Origin of the sequence: Pelagibacterium halotolerans B2 (assembly GCF_000230555.1) — a bacterium.
Lineage (GTDB): Bacteria > Pseudomonadota > Alphaproteobacteria > Rhizobiales > Devosiaceae > Pelagibacterium > Pelagibacterium halotolerans.
This window is the reverse complement of record NC_016078.1, coordinates 3,348,786-3,366,521: the sequence shown is the minus strand read 5'-3', so window position 1 is coordinate 3,366,521 and position 17,736 is coordinate 3,348,786. Positions and strand designations below refer to the sequence as shown.

Sequence of the window (17,736 nt, the reverse complement as noted above, 5' to 3'; positions counted from 1 at the left end):
GCGGCAAACCCCCTGCCAACGCAGGCAAGAGTGCTCACGCTGAGGCCTTTTCGCGGCGGGCGGGGGCGAAGACCGCTTCGAGGGCTTCGTGGATGCGTTTCTGGCGGACTTTCGAGGTGATTTTTCCGCCGGTCAGGTCGGTGACGTAGAAAACGTCCACGGCCTTTTCGCCATAGGTGCCGATATGGGCCGAGCCGATGGTGAGATTGAGATCGGAGAGCGCACGGGTCAGATGATAGAGCAGGCCCGTGCGATCGAGGCCGGAAATCTCGATAACCGTGAATTTGTCCGAAAGCGCGTTGGAGATGAAGATCTCGGTAGGGACCGAAAAGGGCTTCAGCCGCCGATTGTAGCGCGAATCGACGCCGAGATCGGCGGGGAGGTATTTGCGGCCCTCGAGCAACGCCTTGACCATATCGGTGATGCGCGAGGCCCTGATCTTTTCATCCTCGTCGGAGGTGAAGGCGCGGCGCAGGCGGAAGGTATCGAGCGCGTAGCCATCCTTTGTGTTGAAGATCTGCGCGCCGATGATCGAGGCATCGGCGGTGGTGCAGGCCCCGGCGATCAGCGAGAGCAGGCGCGGGTGATCGGGGGTGTAGAAGGTGACTTCGGTGATGCCCTCGAAGGCCTTGATCGAGGTCGATCCGGCAAAGCTCGAATTTTTGGCTTCCGCCGCGTCGATCATCCGTGCGTGGGCCAGTTGCAGTTCGGGTTCGGCGCGCAGCCAGTAATTGGGGAAGTGGCGCTCGATATAGGCATCGAGCCGTTTTGGCGTCCAGTCGGTGAGCCCCAAGCGCAAAGCGTCCTGGGCCTCGATGATCCTGTCGCGCTGGGAGACCTGGGAATGGCCGCCCGAGAGCAGCGGTTCGGTGGCGTAATAAAGGGCGCGCAGGAGCGAGCCCTTCCAGCCCGTCCATGTGCCCGGACCCACGGCGCGGATATCGCAGGCGGTGAGGATCATCAAGAGCGCAAGACGCTGGGGGCTTTGCACGATCTGGGCGAAATTGCGCGCCGTATCGGGGTCCTGGATGTCGCGGGACTGGGAAATTTCGCTCATGAGCAAATGATAGCGCACCAGCCAGGCGACGGTATCGGTTTCGGCGGCCGAAAGGCCCAGACGCGGACAGAATTTGCGGGCGATGGCCTCGCCGGCCTCGGAATGATCCTCGGGGCGGCCCTTGGCGATATCGTGCAGGAACAGGGCCACATAAAGCAGACGGGTGTCGGAAAGATGGGGCAACAGCTCGTGGGTCAGGGGCAGTTCGTTTTTCAGCCCGCCATTGGCGATGTCGGCCATGACGCCGACGGCGCGGATCAGATGCTCGTCCACCGTATAGTGGTGATACATGTTGAACTGCATCAGCGCGACGATCTTGCCGAATTCCGGCACGAACTTGCCCAGAACGCCGGACTCGTTCATGCGGCGCAGGATGCGCTCGACCGATTTGGGGCTGGTGAGGATTTCGAGGAAATAGGCGTTGACCCGCTCGTCGGCCCGCAGCCTGGCATCGATCAGACGCATGGAACGCGTGAGGAGCTTGAGCGCGTCGGGGTGGAACATCACGCCTTCGCGGCCGGCCACCCAGAAAATCTTGATGATATTGACCGGGTCCTTTTCGAACACCTCGTCGTCGGCCACGGTGATGCGGCCATGTTCGAGGACGAAATCGGGCTCGCCCCGGATCTGACGGCGTGCCTTGCGGAAATTGCCGAACACGCGGCCGAAGGCATCGACCTTTTTGGCGTGGGCGAATTCGAGCGAGGTGCAGAAGATGCGGGTCAAGTCGCCCACATCCTTGGCGACGAGGAAATAGCGCTTCATGAAGCGCTCGACCCCCAGCATGCCGGCGCGGTCGTGATAGCCCATGCGCTCGGCCATTTCCTGCTGGATCTCGAAGGTCAGCCGATCATCGGCGCGGCCGACGAGGAAGTGCAGATTGCAGCGCACGGCCCACAGGAAATCCTCGGCGCGCTGGAGCGTCCGGTATTCGGTTTTCGAGAACACGCCCTTGTCGATCAGTTCGGGATAGGTCTGGACGCGGTAGAAATATTTGCCGATCCAATAGAGCGTATTGAGATCGCGCAGCCCGCCCTTGCCGTCCTTGACGTTGGGTTCGACCACGTAGCGGGTGTTGCCCTGGGCATCGTGGCGGGCGTCGCGCTCGGCCATCTTGGCGGCGATGAATTCGGGGCCGGTCTTTTCGACGATCTCGGTTTCGAAGCGCTCGCGCATCTGGGTGAACAGATTGTCATCACCAACCAGAAACCGGCTTTCGAGCGTTGCTGTGCGCACGGTCATGTCGGACCGCGCCATGCGGATGGAATCATCGACCGAGCGGACGGCGTGGCCGACCTTCTGGCCCAGATCCCAGAGCATATAGAGCACGTATTCGGTAACGCTTTCGCCCCAGGGGGTCTGCTTATAAGGCAGGATGAACAACAGATCGATATCGGAGCCCGGCGCCAGCGTGCCGCGGCCATAGCCGCCAACCGCCGCTATGGCGAGGGATTCGGCGCCCGAGGGGTTTTCGCGCGGATAGACGTAACGGGTGGCCCAAAGGTGAGCGGCGCGGATCAACTCGTCCTCGGCGGCGGCGAGCATCTGGGCGCAGCGCGTGCCGCGCCGGTTGGCAACCAGTTCGGCTTCGGCCGTGATGCGGGCGTCCTTCAATCCCTGGCGCAGGGCCTTGAGCAGCGCGGCGCGGGCGATCTGGCTGTCGGGCGCGGCATCGCCGATTTCGGCGCGCACGGCATCGATCAGCGCTTCGGCGCTGGGAAGTCCGGCCTTTTTGCGCGCAATCGGTTCAATGGTCGCCGTCGGCATAGGCAGCCTTTTTGAGTTCATAAATCCATTCGAGCGCGGCCCGGGGGGAGAGATCGTCGGGGCGCACGGTCTCTATCATATCGGTAACCGGGTTAGCACCAGGTTGAGGCACGGTTTTGTCCTCAGGGGCCGGCATATGGGCAAAGAGCGGCAAATCCGCAAGGGCCGAGCCGGGATTGGACTGGCCGCGCGCTTCGAGCAGGTCGAGCACCTGGCGGGCGCGGGTGATGACCGGGGCGGGCAGGCCCGCCAGCTTTGCCACCTGGATGCCGTAGGAACGGTCGGCGGCGCCCTGGGTCACCTCGTGGAGGAACACAACGTCGCCCTTGTATTCCTTGACGCTCATTGTGTGGTTGGACACACGCGAGAGCGTCGCTGAAAGCGCTGTGAGCTCGTGGTAGTGCGTAGCGAAAATGGCGCGGCAGCCTGTGGTTTCATGCAGGGTCTCGACGCAGGCCCAGGCGATGGAGAGCCCGTCGAAAGTTGCGGTGCCGCGGCCGATTTCGTCGAGAATGACGAGCGACCGGCGCGTGGCGCGGTTTAAAATGGCGGCGGTTTCGACCATTTCGACCATGAAGGTCGAGCGGCCCTGGGCGATGTCGTCGGAGGCGCCGACGCGAGAGAAGACGCGATCGACCACGCCGATATGGGCGGAGGTGGCAGGAACATATGAGCCCATCTGCGCGAGAATGGCGATCAAGGCGTTCTGGCGCAGGAAGGTCGATTTACCGCCCATATTGGGGCCGGTGACCAGCCAGAGCTGGCCGCCTTCGTCGGGCTCGGGGGCGGAAAGATCGGCGTCGTTGGCGACGAAGGTCTGGCCCTCGGCCTCGAGGGTCTTTTCGACAACCGGGTGGCGGCCGCCTTCGATTTGAAAGGCGAGGGATTGATCGACAAGCGGGCGGCACCAATTGCGCTGGGCGGCGAGATTGGCCAGCGCTGCCGCGACATCGAGTTCGGCCATGGCGTCGGCGGCGGCCATAAGATCGCGGCTTTGGGCAAGGGCGGCCTCGCGCAGGCGGGCAAAGATCGACAGCTCGATTTCGACGGCGATTTCCTGCGCGCGGGCGATCTTGCCTTCGAGCTCGGCCAGATCGGTGGTTGTGAACCGCATGGCGTTGGCGAGGGTCTGGCGGTGGATGAAGACGCTGTCTTCGAGCAGGCGCGACCCATGGGAGGCGGGGACTTCGACGAAAAAGCCAAGGACATTATTGTGCTTGATCTTGAGCGCCCGGACGCCGGTTTTTTCGACGAGCGCGGCCTGGAGTTCGGCGACCACCTTGCGGCTTTCGGACCCGAGGCGGCGCTGGGTGTCGAGTTCGCCATCATAGCCCGAAGCGACAAAGCCGCCGTCGCGGGCGAAAAGCGGGGGTTCGTCGACGAGAGCTTTTGCAAATTCGTCGGCCAGGATTTCGGGGGCCCGGCCAAGGGTTCTGGCGATGGCGGCAAGCTCGTCGCCCGGATCGGAAAGCCCGGAAAGAAGATGGCCCAGCGCGCGGGCCTGGGTGATGCCGCGGCCGATGGCGCCCAGATCGCGCGGGCCGCCGCGTTCGAGGGTCAACCGGGTCAAGGCGCGGGCGATGTCGGGGGCGGCGCGCAGGCCCTTGCGGATGGCGTCGGTTTCCATCGAACTTTCGATCAGCGTATCGATGGCGTCGAGACGGGCGTTGATGCGGGCCGGATCGTTGAGCGGGGCGGCGAGACGGGCGGCAAAGAGGCGGGCGCCGGCGCCGGTCACCGTCATATCGACGCTTGCCCGCAAGGCGCCGCGCACATCGCCGCGTTGGGTTACGAGCAGTTCGAGGGACGAGCGGGTGGCCGCATCGATCTGCATGTGATCGGTGGGCGCTTCGAGGCGCGGCTGGCGCAGGGGGATGCCGGCCCCTTTTTGCGTTTCGGCCACATAGGTGATGAGCGCGCCGAGCGCGGCGCGGGCGGTGCGCGAAAAGGCTGTGGGGTCGACGCCATTGTCGAAGGTTTCGCGCAAGAGGCGGGAGGCGGCCTCGGATTCGAAACTTTCGTGCGGGCGGCGGGTGGCGCCGGCCAGTCGGTCGGACGAGAGGGCGCGCTGTTCGGCCAATTGATCGGCGAGGCGATCGGACAGGATCAGTTCGGCCGGATCGATGCGGGCGATTTCATCGGCAAGAGACTCCTTGTCCAGATCGGCGACGAGCAGTTCGCCGGTGGAAATGTCGGACCAGGCCATCGCGTAGCCCTCACCGTCCGAGCCGAGCCGGGCGAGCGACAAAAGGAAATTGTTGCCGCGGGCGGGGAGCAGATCGTCCTCGGTCAGGGTGCCGGGGGTGACAAGCCGGACGACGTCGCGCTTGACGACCGATTTCGACCCGCGTTTTTTGGCTTCGGCGGGGTCTTCGACCTGTTCGCAGACGGCGACCTTGTGGCCCAGAGAAATGAGTTTCTTGAGATAATCCTGGGCCGCGTGGATGGGCACGCCGCACATGGGGATATCCTCGCCCAGATGCTTGCCGCGTTTGGTCAATGTGATGCCGAGCGCGGCGGAGGCGATTTCGGCGTCGTCGAAGAACAGCTCGTAGAAATCGCCCATGCGATAAAACAGCAGATAGCCCGGATTGACGCCCTTGATCTCGAAGAACTGGGCCATCATGGGTGTCATGCCCGTGGCGGGGGGCGCAGCATAATCGGCCTGTGGCTCGGTTCGCGTCATGAAGCGGTCTAAAATTCCGGGGATATGGCTCTTAAACGGTGGCGCACGCTAAGCCAAAATTTTGGCGATTCCAACCGCAGATCACAGGTTGGGATGGGTCAGGCCGGTGACCCGCTCGACGCGTCTGCGATAGGCCATGGGGGCGGCGGCAAAACGGGCGAGAACGAAGACGTCGGTGGTGCCGAACTTTTCGTCCACGAAGGCGTGGCTGGAAAATACCGCATTGACCCGCAGATAGCCGCGCACCAGGGGCGGCATGGCCCGCAGGGCGGCGTGGCGATCGGTCATTTCGGGGGCCAGCATGTCCATGGAGACAGCGTGGCCGGCGCGGGCGGCAATTTGCCAGTCAGCCGATGCGCGGGCGGTGTGAAAAAGATGGGACAGGGCGTGAGCGTGGGTGTGCGGATCGGTGCCGGGGAAACTGGCGGCGCCGAAATAGGCGTCGATACCGTTTTGGCAGGCATAGGCCCAGAGCCCGCACCACAGCGCCTCGATGGTCCGCATGGAACGATAGGCCGGGGCAACGCAGGAGCGACCGACCTCGCAAAAGCGCTGACCTGGGTGGCGGGCAAAGAGCGGCGCGAGGGCAAATTCACCATCGGCGTACCAGCCAAGAGCGGGCGCGGGGCCGGCCATGACGCGATAGGTGCCGACTATGGGCGGGGTTTCGCCCAGGGCGCGCGCGGCGGTATCGATGACGATGATATGGTCGCAATGGGGATCGAAGGCGTCGGCCTCGATGTGGTTGGCGTGATCCATCCACGGGGCGTTCACGCCGCGCTCGCGATGGAACACCTCGTAACGCAGGCGGTAGGCGGCGAAACGCTCGGCATCGGTTCGGGCAAGGCGCACGGCAAACTGGCCCAAGCGGGCGAGCGGGGCGGGACGCGAAATGTCCAATCTGAGTGCGGTGTCGGTCATGGGCCTTGGGGGAGCGGGGAGCTTGGGACTTCTTACGCGAAACGGGCGGGGAAGGGAATTGTGTCGGCCGGACAAGCTGGCGTTGTTGCCATCGGCTCGGCGCTTGTGGCCCCCACTCCCCATCCTCCCCCGTCAAGGGGGAGGTATGCTGCTGTGGAATTGGCACGGCACCGACCCACACTCCCGGGAAGCACCCTCCCCTTGATGGGGAAGGACGGGAAAAGGCCCTCCGCTTCGCGCCGACCTCTCCCCCAAAGGGAGAGGTGTAGCCCGGTGCCGGCGGCTTTCTTACCTCTCCCTTGGGGGGGAGGTCGGATGGCGCAGCCAGACGGGTGAGGGGGCCTTCTCTTTTTTTATGCCAGCGTTCAGCTTCGTTTCCACCCCTTGACCGCGCCATCTAAAACGGGCAATGACTTACGTACCTCAAAAATGAGGAGGGAGCGGGTTTGGAAAACAATGGGCGCGTGACGGTGCATGATCTGGCGCGGGCGGCGGGGGTGTCGCTGGCGACGGTGGACCGTGTGCTCAACGGCCGGCCGGGCGTGCGCAAGGGGACGATCGAGAAGGTGGAGGCGGCGATTGCCGAGATCGGGTTTCGGCGCGATTTGACCGCCTCGATGCTGGCGCGGGCCCGCGACATCGTTCTCAAAATCATCGTACCGGAAGGCACCAACCAGTTTTTCGGCAAGCTGGCCGATGCCGTGGAAAGTGTTGGCGCGCAGATGCGGGCCGAGCGGCTGCGGCTCGAGCTTTTGCGGATCAAGGCCATGGACACGCGGGCGCTTGTCGAAGCGCTCGATGCCATTGAGCCCGTGAGTACCGATTGCGCGGTGATCGTGGCCATCGACAAGCCCGAAATCCACGCCGCCGTGGCGCGGGCCGTGGGGCGGGGGATCAAACTGATCACGCTGGTCTCGGACCTGCCCGGTTCGGCGCGGCACGATTTCGTGGGAATCGACAACCGGGCGGCGGGACGGATCGCGGGATCGCTGATGGGGCGGTTTGCGCCGCAGGGGGGAACGATCGGGCTGGTGGCCGGGTCGCTGGAACTGATCGACCATTCGGAACGGATCAGGGGATTTTCCGAGATCACAACGAGCCAATTTCCCGGCCTGGAACTGGTAGGCCCCATCGAGGGACAGGACGAATTTACCGCGACCTACGAAAAGAGCCTGGCGCTGATTGGGGCCCATCCCGATCTGGCCGGGATCTACAATGCCGGGGCGGGCAATGCAGGGCTTTTGATGGCGCTCAACGAGTGCGGGCTTGCAGAAAAAGTGCGGGTGATCGGACACGAATTGACCGGCCCGACGCGGGCCGGGCTGGAATCCGGCGCCATCGACGTTATTCTGGACCAAAGCCCGGAAGACGAAATCCGCGCCGTCTGCGCCACGGCGCGGCGGCTGGTGGTGGGGGCGGATGCCGCCCCACCGCAGACACAATTGGAAATCAGGGTTCTGATGCGGGACAACCTGCGCTAGATTTTCCAGATACCACATTTTTTGAGGAGCGCCGAAAAGGCAGCCCAGACGGAGGAGATTTTTGATGACTGGAATTGAGGTACGCACCTCATTTTTCATGGAGAGGGTAACGCAATGACCTATCTCGGACTCGATATCGGGACGTCCGGCGTCAAGGCGGTGCTGATCGATGGTGAGGGCAGGGCGCTGGGCGAGGCCAGTGCGCCCTTGAGCGTTTCGCGGCCCCGGCCCGGATTTTCCGAGCAGGATCCGGCCCATTGGTGGGACGCGGTGCTCAAGGCCGTCGATGCGCTCAAAGACCGCCATCCCGATCTGGTCAGCGCGATAAGGGGAATCGGGCTGTCCGGGCAGATGCATGGGGCGACGCTGCTCGACAAGGACAACAAGGTGATCCGCCCGGCGATATTGTGGAACGACGTGCGTTCGGCCGCCGAGTGCGCCGAAATGGAAGAGGCATTGCCGGCGCTGCGGCAGATTGCCGGCAACATTGCCATGCCGGGCTTTACCGCGCCGAAAATCCTGTGGGTCAAAAAGCACGAGCCGGACAATTACGCGAAAATCGCCAAGGTGCTGCTGCCCAAGGATTATGTGCGGTTTCTTTTGACCGGGACTTACGTTTCGGACATGTCGGATGCGGCGGGAACGCTGTGGCTGGACGTGGAATATCGCGGCTGGTCGGACGATCTGCTGGCTGTGACGGGGCTGACGACCGAGCACATGCCGGCGCTGGTCGAGGGCAGCGAACCGTCGGGACATCTTTCCCCCGAGCTTTGCGCGCGCTGGGGCATTGCGCAAACGCCGGTGGTGGCCGGGGGCGGGGGCGACAATGCCGCTTCGGCCTGCGGCATCGGCGCTGTGGAGCCGGGAACCGGGTTCGTCTCGCTGGGCACTTCGGGGGTGCTGTTTGTTTCCAACGACAAGTTCCGGCCCAATACCGAGGGGGCGGTGCATGCGTTTTGCCACGCGATCCCCAAGACCTGGCATCAGATGGGGGTTTTCCTTTCGGCGACCGATAGTCTGAACTGGTTTTCAAAACTGGTGGGCCAGGACGCGGCAGGGGTGACGGCCGGTGTTGCCGGGAACTTTTCCGGCCCGGGCGAGGAGATCTTCCTGCCCTATCTTTCGGGCGAGCGCACGCCGCACAACAATGCCGCTGCGCGAGGGTCCTTCGTAGGGCTATCTCATCTCTCCGATTCCCGGACCATGGGGCAGGCGGTGATGGAGGGCGTGGCGTTTGCGGTGCGCGACTGCCAGCGGGTGCTGACCGACGCGGGAACGCAGATCGACACCCTGATCGCCGTGGGCGGGGGCTCGAAATCGGACCTGTGGCTCGAAATGATCGCCACCAATTTGGGCATGGCGATTGCCGTGCCCGAGGACGGAGATTTCGGCGGAGCGTTCGGCGCGGCGCGGCTGGGACTGATCGCGGCGACGGGTGCCGACCCCAAAACCGTGTGCACCAAACCCAAAATCGAAAAAACCATCGATCCGAGGGCCGATCTCAAATCGGCCTATGACGACCAATATGCGCGGTTTCGCGCGCTTTATGCGGGTATCGAGGAGGCCCGAGCATTATGAGCGATTTTTTCAAAGGCCTGAGCAAGGTTCGGTATGAAGGCCCAAACAGCGACAATCCGCTGGCCTTCCATCACTATAACCCGGACGAAATCGTTATGGGTAAGCGGATGGAAGAGCATTTGCGCTTTGCCATTGCCTATTGGCATTCGTTTGCCTGGGAAGGTGGCGATCCGTTTGGCGGGCGGACCTTCGAGCGGCCGTGGTTCGATGGCGGCATGGACGCCGCGAAACTGAAGGCCGATGTGGCGTTCGAATTGTTTACGCTCTTGGGGGCGCCCTATTTCTGCTTTCACGACGCCGATGTGCGGCCCGAAGGCGAGAGCTTTGCCGAGAGCAGGAAGCGGCTCGAGGCGCTGGCCGACATTTTTGAGAACAAGATCGCCGAAACGGGCGTGAAACTGCTCTGGGGCACGGCGAATTTGTTTTCCAACCGCCGGTTCATGGGCGGCGCGGCGACCAATCCCGACCCGGACGTGTTCGCCTATGCCGCCGCGACCATCAAGGCCAATATGGACGTGACCCAGCGGCTGGGCGGCGAGAACTATGTGCTGTGGGGCGGGCGCGAGGGGTATGAAACCCTATTGAACACCAATCTGGGCCAGGAAATGGACCAGATGGCGCGCATGCTCTCGATGGTGGTCGATTACAAGCACAAGATCGGGTTTACCGGCGCCATTTTGATCGAGCCCAAGCCACAGGAGCCGACCAAGCACCAGTATGATTACGACGTTTCCACCGTCTATGGATTCTTGAAGAAATACGGGCTGGAAGATGAGGTGAAGGTCAATATCGAGGTGGGGCACGCCATCCTGGCCGGGCACACCTTCGAGCATGAAGTGGCCATGGCGGCGGCGCACGGGATTTTCGGGTCGATCGACATGAACCGCAACGACATGCAATCGGGGTGGGACACCGACCAGTTTCCCAACAACGTTCCCGAAGTGGCGCTGGCCTATTACCACATTCTCAAATCCGGCGGATTTACCACCGGGGGCACCAATTTCGATGCGAAACTGCGCCGGCAGTCGATCGACCCCGAGGATTTGCTGCATGGGCATATCGGGGGGATGGATACCTGCGCACGCGGGCTGAAAGCGGCGGCGGCGATCATCGAGGACGGAACCTACGACGCGTTCCTCACTGAGCGGTACGCCGGCTGGAACAGCGCCGAGGCGCAGGCAATGCTCAAAGGCGAGCGAAGCCTTTCCGATATCGCGGCGCGCGTTGAAGCCGAGGGGATCAATCCGCAGCCCAAATCGGGGCGGCAGGAATATCTGGAGAACCTGATCAACAGGTTCGTTTAGGAACTAAGGAAGGAAGGCCCCCTCACCCCGGCCCTCTCCTTTGGGAGGAGGGTGCCCGGCAGGGCGGTGAGGGGGCCTTTCTCCGAATTTTGGGAGGAGACCCAATGCCCATTCGCCAAAACCCGATTCTGCCGGGGTTCAATCCCGATCCCTCGATCCTGCGGGTCGGGGAGGATTATTATATCGCCACCTCGACCTTCGAGTGGTTTCCCGGGGTGCAGATCCATCATTCCAAAGACCTTGCAAACTGGGAGCTCCTGACCCGGCCGCTTACGCGCAAGAGCCAGCTCGACATGCGGGGGAACCCCGATTCGTGCGGCATCTGGGCGCCGTGTCTTACCCATGACGGGAACAAATTCTGGCTGGTCTATACCGACGTCAAGCGCAAGGACGGCAATTTCAAGGATGCGCATAATTACATCGTGACGGCCGATGCGATCACCGGGCCGTGGTCGGACCCCACCTATGTCAATTCATCGGGGTTCGACCCGTCGCTGTTTCATGACGATGACGGGAAAAAATGGTTCGTCAACATGCTGTGGGACCACCGGGAGGGATATCACCGGTTTGCCGGGATTGCGTTGCAGGAGTTCGACCCGGTAGCCGGCAGGCTGATCGGTGAGCGGAAAAACATCTTCAAAGGCTCGCCGCTCAAACTGGTCGAGGGCCCACATCTCTATAAGCGCGATGGCTGGTACTACCTTTTGACCGCCGAGGGCGGGACGGGATATGAGCACGCTGCAACGCTGGCGCGGTCGCGCACGATCGACGGGCCCTATGAGTTGCATCCGGACATGTATCTGGTGACGGCCAAGGACGATCCCCTGAACCCGCTGCAACGGGCCGGGCATGGCGACATCGTCGAGACGCCCGATGGCGAGACCTATCTCGTGCATCTGACCGGCCGGCCGACGACCCAGAAGCGGCGGTGCGTGCTCGGGCGCGAGACGGCGCTGCAGAAATGCGAATGGCGTGAGGACGGGTGGCTGTACCTGGTGGGCGGCACGAATTTGCCCGCGTCAGAGGTCGATGTGCCGGGGACTTACGACCAGGCCGGGTTCGACGCGGAGCGGCGCTATCGGTTCGACGGTGATCTGCATATCGATTTTCAATGGCTGCGGACGCCCGAGCCGGAACGGATTTTCAGGCTCGAGGGCGGCAAGCTGACGCTGATCGGGCGGGAATCGATCGGCTCGTGGTTCGAGCAGGCGCTGGTGGCGCGGCGGCAGCAACATTTCGATTTCGAGGCGGAGACCGAAGTGCACTTCGATCCGCGCGACGAGCGGGAAATGGCCGGGCTGACCGGATATTACGGACGCTACAATTTCCACTATCTGCACCTGACCGCCAACCCGGACGGAGGCCGCGAACTCAACATCTTTTCGTCGGTCGTCTCGCACCCGGATGGAACGCTGACCTACTGGATCGATCCCGTGCCGGTTGGGGCCGGGCCGGTGCGCATGAAGATGCGGGTGGAGAACTCGAAACTGCAGTATCTTTATGCGCAGGGGGGCAACGACTGGCAGAAGATCGGGCCCGAACTCGACGCCTCGATCCTGTCGGACGAATGCGGCGGGGATGCCGAGCATGGCAGCTTTACCGGGGCGTTCGTGGGCATGGCGGCGCAGGACCTCAACGGATCGGCGCGGGAGGCGGAATTTTCGTATTTCGTCTATCGGCCGCTGTAAGTGCACAAACGATGCCGGCGGTTTCACGTGAATCCGCCGGCGCTATTCGGCATCAGGCCTGTCTGAGTTCGACTTCGATATTGCCGCGCGTGGCGTGGGAATAGGGGCAGACGATATGGGCCCTGTCCATCACATCCTTGAGCGTTTCGGCATCGATGCCGGGCGCTGACGCTGTGAGGATGACTTTCAGACCAAAGCCCTCGCCATCGTCGCGCTTGCCGAAGCCGACATCGGCGGAAACCGTGGCTTCCTTGGGCAGATCGACCTTGGCCTTACCCGCAGCAAAGCGCATGGCACCAAGGAAGCAGGCCGAATAGCCGGTGGCAAAGAGCTGTTCGGGATTGGTGCCGTCACCGCCCGAGCCGCCCATTTCCTTGGGTGTCGAAAGTTTCACATCGAGCTTGCCATCATCGGTTTTCGAATGGCCGTCTTCGCGACCGCCGCCGCTTGCCGTTGCGTGGGCTGTATAAAGGATTTCCATGATGCACTCCGTATTTTCACTGTGCGGTTGTCGAGCCAACGCCCGAGGGGGCGAACCGGTTCAGACCGACTGCCATTACTGCATATAGAGATTTTCCATACGCTTTGTGTCGTCGGTGGCAAAACGATGGTCGGCGGGGGGATGGGCGCGCTGGCCGCATTCCTGGCGCGGGCAGATGCGGCAGCCCACCCCGATGGGCACGGCGCCGGCCGGGGCCGAAAGGTCGATGCCGTCGGCATAGATCATGGCCGAGGCGTGCGAGACGTGGCAGCCGAGCCCGATGGCGATGTGGCGGCGCGGGGCGCTGTAGGAATGGCCGCCCTTGGCGATGGCTTTGGCTATGCAGAAATAGCGCTGGCCGTCGGGCATCTGGCTCAACTGAATATTGATCTGGCCGGGATTGAGGAAGGCCGCATAGACGTTCCAGCGCGGGCAGGCGCCCGAATGGCGCGGGATATGGATGCCCGAAAGCGAAAAGCGCTTGGAGATGTTGCCGGCGATATCGGTGCGAACAAGATGGAGCGGGATGCCGCTCATCGACGGGCGCTGCAGCGTGGTCATGCGGTGGCAGACCTGCTCGAAACTGGCGCGGAAGCGGCGGGCCAGCCGTTCGATATCGTAGCGGGTGTCGCGGCAGGCGCGAAAAAACTCCTCGTAGGGCATCACCAGAGCCGCGGCGACATAGGACGCCAGCACATTGCGGGTCAGACCCACGCTGTCGGGCTGGGGCAGGGTGCTCTGTTCGATCAGGTGGCGAATTTCGCCATCGGCGATCAACAGGGCCAGATGCTGGGCGAGGGCGAATAGGGCGGATTCGGGCTCGAGCGTATCGGAGACGGCGAGGACGCGGCCATTGTCCTCGAGCCGGCGCACCACGCCATGGGGGAGCGAGGCCAGCCGCGCCTCGATGCCGAAGACATTGAAGAGATAGGCCTTGAGCCCGGCCTCGAAACTGTCCGAAGCATTGTCGATATCGTGGCGCACGCGTTCGGCGGCAGTTTCCAGCGTTGGAAAATAATTGGCGTTTTCCTGCAGGAAATCGGAGACCGCCTCGGTGACGACGTTGTGGCCCGTGGCGAGCGTTTCGCCCGGCTCGCTCGATTTGGGCGCCTGGAGATGGCGCAACTGGTCGAAAAGCTTCAGAACGGCGCGGCCGACGGCGGGGTGATGGGTGGCCAGGTCACGGATATCGGTGTTGGTCAGATCGGAATCGGCGAAGATATCGTCGCCGAACATTTCCATGAGGTCGCCCGAGAGCCGCGCATCGTCGCTTTCGGCCAGTTCGCCCGGTTCGACCCCGAAATAGCCCGCGACGCGAAACAGGAGCGGCACCGTGATGCGGCGGCGATTGTGTTCGATCAGATTGAGATAGGACGCGGAAATCTCCAGCGCTTCGGCCAGTTGAGCCTGGCTGACCGATTTCTGCCGCCGCAAGCGCTTGATGCGGCCCCCGATCTGCAGATCGAGCTGGTTCATCTGTCCTTCTCCCGGCTGTAAATCTTTACAGCCTTTACAATCTTCGGATTTCGACTTTTCAAGTCTTTACAGCTTAACACGCTGATTTCATGTCTTTTCTTGCCTTTTTGCGGTCTTTTGTCAATTCTTTACTTAATCGAGCACGCCGATGTGCTCACCAGCAGGAGACACCAGCCATGAGCGCTCATCAGACAATCGATACGGCCGGGGGAGAATTTACTCACCATCATTGCACCATCGATGGCCGAGGTGATGGAGAGTTTCAGGAGCCAGGGTCTCGCCGAGCGGGACTATTCCATCGTTCACCGGGCCGGCAAGCACAGCTTCACAATGGCCGGCGGCGAAGCGCTGTTCGGCGGCACGCAGATGGTTGCCGCTACCTTTTCGCGGCGGGGCTGACACTGACCACCTTCGTTCGCGTTTGCCGCAAGGCCCCTCACCCCAGCCCTCTCCCCCAAGGGAGAGGGAGCACCGAAGCGCCCGCGATGGCGCAAACCCAGCTTTTGAGGAGGAGTATTTCATGCTCGACAAATCACCCGACCCCCAGACTTTCGAGGCACCCGAATGGGCGCCGGATCGCTGGAAGACCATTGCCCGCGACTATACGCCCGACGACGTGGCGCGGCTTTCGGGCAGCTTGGCCGTACGGCATACGCTGGCCGAGAACGGCGCGCGGCGGCTGTGGGAATTGCTGCACAGCGAGGATTTCGTGCCCACGCTGGGCACCTTTACCGGCAACCAGGCGGTTCAGCAGGTCAAGGCGGGTTTAAAGGCGATCTATCTTTCGGGCTGGCAGGTGGCGGCGGACGCCAATTCATCGGGCAACATGTATCCCGACCAGTCGCTTTATCCTGTCGATTCGGTGCCCTCGGTGGTCAGGCGCATCAACAAGGCTCTGCAACGGGCCGACCAGATCCAGACCATGGAGCGCTTTGAGGGCAAATCGGACGCCGACACCGACTATTTCGTGCCCATCATCGCCGATGCGGAAGCCGGGTTCGGCGGGGCACTCAATGTGTTCGAATTGATGAAAGCGATGATCGAGGCGGGCGCGGCAGCGGTCCATTTCGAGGACCAGTTGGCCAGCGAGAAGAAATGCGGCCATCTGGGTGGCAAGGTTCTGGTGCCGACCCGGACCTTTGTGCGCACCCTGAACGCGGCACGGCTGGCAGCGGACGTTATGGGCGTCCCCACGCTGATCATGGCGCGCACCGACGCCGAGGCGGCGCAGCTCATCACATCCGATGTGGATGAATACGATGCGCCGTTCATTACCGGCGAGCGCACGGAAGAAGGGTTTTATCGTCTCAAGGGCGGCTTCGAGGCGGCGATTGCGCGCGGGCTGGCCTATGCGCCCTATGCGGATCTGATCTGGTGCGAAACCTCGACACCGAATCTCGAGGACGCAAAGCGGTTCGCCGAAGCGATCCGCAAAGACTATCCCGACCAGATGCTGGCGTATAATTGCTCGCCCTCGTTCAACTGGGCAAAATATATGGGCGAGGCGGATATGGCCGCGTTCCAGCGCGAGCTGGGGGCGATGGGGTATAAATACCAGTTCATCACCCTGGCCGGTTTCCACAATCTTTCGCTCACCACGTTCAATCTGGCGCGCGGGTACAAGGACCGGGGCATGGCCGCCTATTCCCAACTGCAACAAGCCGAATTCGCCGCCGAGAAGGATGGGTTTACGGCCACGCGGCATCAGCGCGAAGTGGGCACGAGCTATTTCGACGCTGTGGCGACCGCAGTGAGCGGCGGGTCGAGTTCGACCACCGCCATGGCGGGCTCGACCGAGACTGCGCAGTTCCACTGATCCGAACGGGCCGGGGGCAAACGCGCCAATGTTTATCCCCGGTTTTTTGATTCACGTGAAGCATTCCCGATTTGCTTCACGTGAATCCCTTTTTACCGGGTCATCGCGCGGGCGGCGGCGGCTGCGGGCAGGGACAGAACGGCGCAGAGGGCAAAGGTTATGACGAGCGCGGTCGTCAATTGCTGGGCGGTTTGGGCCGAGGCGATTCCGGCGGTGTTGGCGATGAGGCCGGCGATGGCCGCGCCGATGCCGTAACCCGCCGACTGGATGGTGGGCAAAAGGGCCGAGGCCCTGTCGCGTTCGCCGGGGCGGGCCGCTTCCATGATGGTCTGGCTGGTATAGGCCCAGGAAGTGCCATAGGCCGCGCCGATGAGGATTTGAGCCAGGATGACCAGCGGAAGCTGGCCGGTGGCAAAAGCGAGGCCGAGCAGCACGAGACCGGCAACGAGCAGGATGGGGCCAAGGCGGATCAGGGCCGGTCTTGTGGTTTCGGGGACGTTCGCGACAAGGATCGCAGTACTGGACCAGGTGATGGCCATGACGGCGCCGATGACGCCCGCCAAGGTCGGGCCGAAACCGAAGATGTTTTGCAGCGCATAGACAAGGAATACGGCCGATCCGGCCTGGGCCAGCGGCATGAGGAGGATCACCCAGAGCCCGGCGCCCACCACATCATCGAAGCGGAAGGCGTTGGTGGGGAAGAGCGGGGTGGGAGCGGTGCGATCACGGGCAATGACGGCGAACAGCGTTGCACCCGCGACCAGGAGGCACAGGCCCGTGAGAAGGGGCGACGAGAGCAGGCCGCCGACCGAGACGGCCATGATGGCGGCGCCGATCAACAGCAGGCGGATGATGGGCAGGCGTCCTGTGGATTTTTCCCGCAGGCCGGGCGGCACGATCATGAGAACGAGACCGATGAAGATGGCGCCGATGGGCAGGTTGACGGCAAAGGCGGCGCGCCAGGAGAGGCTTTCGGTCAAGGTGCCCGAGAGCACCGGACCGCCAAAGGCGGCCAACGCCCAGACCACCGATTCGGCGCCGAACACTTTTGGCACCAAAGCGGAGGGGAAAAGTTCCGGGATCAGGGCGTAGCATATGGCCGCGACGATGCCTTCGCCCAGCCCCTGAAGGGCGCGGCCGACAAGCAGTTCGGGCATGGACCCGGCGATTGCGGCGAGGAGCGAGCCGACAAGGAACACCGAGGCGGCGGCGATCAGCGCCATGCGGGCGCCCAGCCTCCCCTTGAGCAGCGCGGCACCGGCGCCGCCCATGATGGCGAACACAAGAAAGACAGTGGTTGCCCAGGAGAGCAGCGCCACGCCGCCAAGCTCATCGACCGCGGTCGGCAGGGCGGTGGACACCAGAAAGCCGTTGAACGCCAGGAGCGCGACGCCGAGGCACAGCGTGATCGTGGCGCCAAGATAGCGCGGGGAGATGATGGCGGACCATCCGGAGACAGCGTCAGTCATGGCGGGACTCAT

At 63.0% G+C, this 17,736-nt stretch carries 12 protein-coding genes; 6 read left to right on the top strand and 6 right to left on the bottom strand.

The genetic code is table 11. The features are described 5' to 3' along the window. Positions 1–34: 34 nt before the first annotated feature. From KKY_RS16525 to KKY_RS16515, 3 genes are all read right to left on the bottom strand, one after another. Entirely contained in the window at positions 35–2,824 is a 2,790-nt protein-coding gene (locus tag KKY_RS16525) for a [protein-PII] uridylyltransferase (protein ID WP_014132524.1), read from the bottom strand. After that, positions 2,805–5,510 carry a DNA mismatch repair protein MutS gene (mutS, locus tag KKY_RS16520; RefSeq protein WP_014132523.1) on the bottom strand — a complete coding sequence of 902 codons (2,706 nt, stop codon included), beginning with the start codon at positions 5,508–5,510 and terminating at the stop codon, positions 2,805–2,807. The genes KKY_RS16525 and mutS overlap by 20 nt, the downstream gene beginning before the upstream one ends. 81 nt (positions 5,511–5,591) lie before the next feature. Next, positions 5,592–6,431, bottom strand: a complete 840-nt coding sequence (locus KKY_RS16515) for a GNAT family N-acetyltransferase (RefSeq protein ID WP_014132522.1) — start codon at positions 6,429–6,431, stop codon at positions 5,592–5,594. Between the two features lie 446 nt (positions 6,432–6,877). Between KKY_RS16515 and KKY_RS16510 the strand changes: the two genes are divergently transcribed. The 4 genes from KKY_RS16510 (at position 6,878) to KKY_RS16495 (ending at position 12,482) form a co-directional block, all read left to right on the top strand. Beyond that, positions 6,878–7,912 (top strand): LacI family DNA-binding transcriptional regulator, encoded by a 1,035-nt coding sequence (locus tag KKY_RS16510; RefSeq protein WP_014132520.1) that lies wholly within the window; start codon positions 6,878–6,880, stop codon positions 7,910–7,912. A gap of 114 nt (positions 7,913–8,026) precedes the next feature. Then, the gene (gene xylB / locus KKY_RS16505; RefSeq protein ID WP_014132519.1) at positions 8,027–9,490 is read left to right on the top strand and encodes a xylulokinase; all 1,464 of its coding nucleotides are present in this window, start codon (positions 8,027–8,029) and stop codon (positions 9,488–9,490) included. Further along, complete coding sequence (xylA, locus tag KKY_RS16500; protein WP_014132518.1) at positions 9,487–10,794, top strand: xylose isomerase; 1,308 nt, start codon at positions 9,487–9,489, stop codon at positions 10,792–10,794. The genes xylB and xylA overlap by 4 nt, the downstream gene beginning before the upstream one ends. Before the next feature lie 110 nt (positions 10,795–10,904). After that, complete coding sequence (locus KKY_RS16495; protein ID WP_041529583.1) at positions 10,905–12,482, top strand: glycoside hydrolase family 43 protein; 1,578 nt, start codon at positions 10,905–10,907, stop codon at positions 12,480–12,482. Positions 12,483–12,534: 52 nt separating this feature from the next. On the opposite strand, the gene KKY_RS16490 is transcribed toward KKY_RS16495, so the two are convergent. Both KKY_RS16490 and KKY_RS16485 read right to left on the bottom strand, forming a co-directional pair. After that, positions 12,535–12,963, bottom strand: a complete 429-nt coding sequence (locus KKY_RS16490; RefSeq protein ID WP_014132516.1) for an organic hydroperoxide resistance protein — start codon at positions 12,961–12,963, stop codon at positions 12,535–12,537. A 75-nt stretch (positions 12,964–13,038) separates the two neighbouring features. After that, positions 13,039–14,439, bottom strand: coding sequence for a helix-turn-helix domain-containing protein (locus tag KKY_RS16485; RefSeq protein ID WP_014132515.1), 1,401 nt, complete (start codon positions 14,437–14,439; stop codon positions 13,039–13,041). A 240-nt stretch (positions 14,440–14,679) separates the two neighbouring features. Between KKY_RS16485 and KKY_RS20160 the strand changes: the two genes are divergently transcribed. Together KKY_RS20160 and aceA are read left to right on the top strand one after the other, a co-directional pair. Next, positions 14,680–14,838 carry a hypothetical protein gene (locus KKY_RS20160; RefSeq protein ID WP_014132514.1) on the top strand — a complete coding sequence of 53 codons (159 nt, stop codon included), beginning with the start codon at positions 14,680–14,682 and terminating at the stop codon, positions 14,836–14,838. Between the two features lie 121 nt (positions 14,839–14,959). Beyond that, positions 14,960–16,255, top strand: coding sequence for an isocitrate lyase (gene aceA / locus KKY_RS16475; RefSeq protein ID WP_014132513.1), 1,296 nt, complete (start codon positions 14,960–14,962; stop codon positions 16,253–16,255). 92 nt (positions 16,256–16,347) lie between these two features. Here the strand turns inward: aceA and KKY_RS16470 are convergent, their stop codons facing one another. Next, positions 16,348–17,724, bottom strand: coding sequence for an MFS transporter (locus tag KKY_RS16470; RefSeq protein WP_014132512.1), 1,377 nt, complete (start codon positions 17,722–17,724; stop codon positions 16,348–16,350). Between the last annotated feature and the right edge of the window lie 12 nt (positions 17,725–17,736).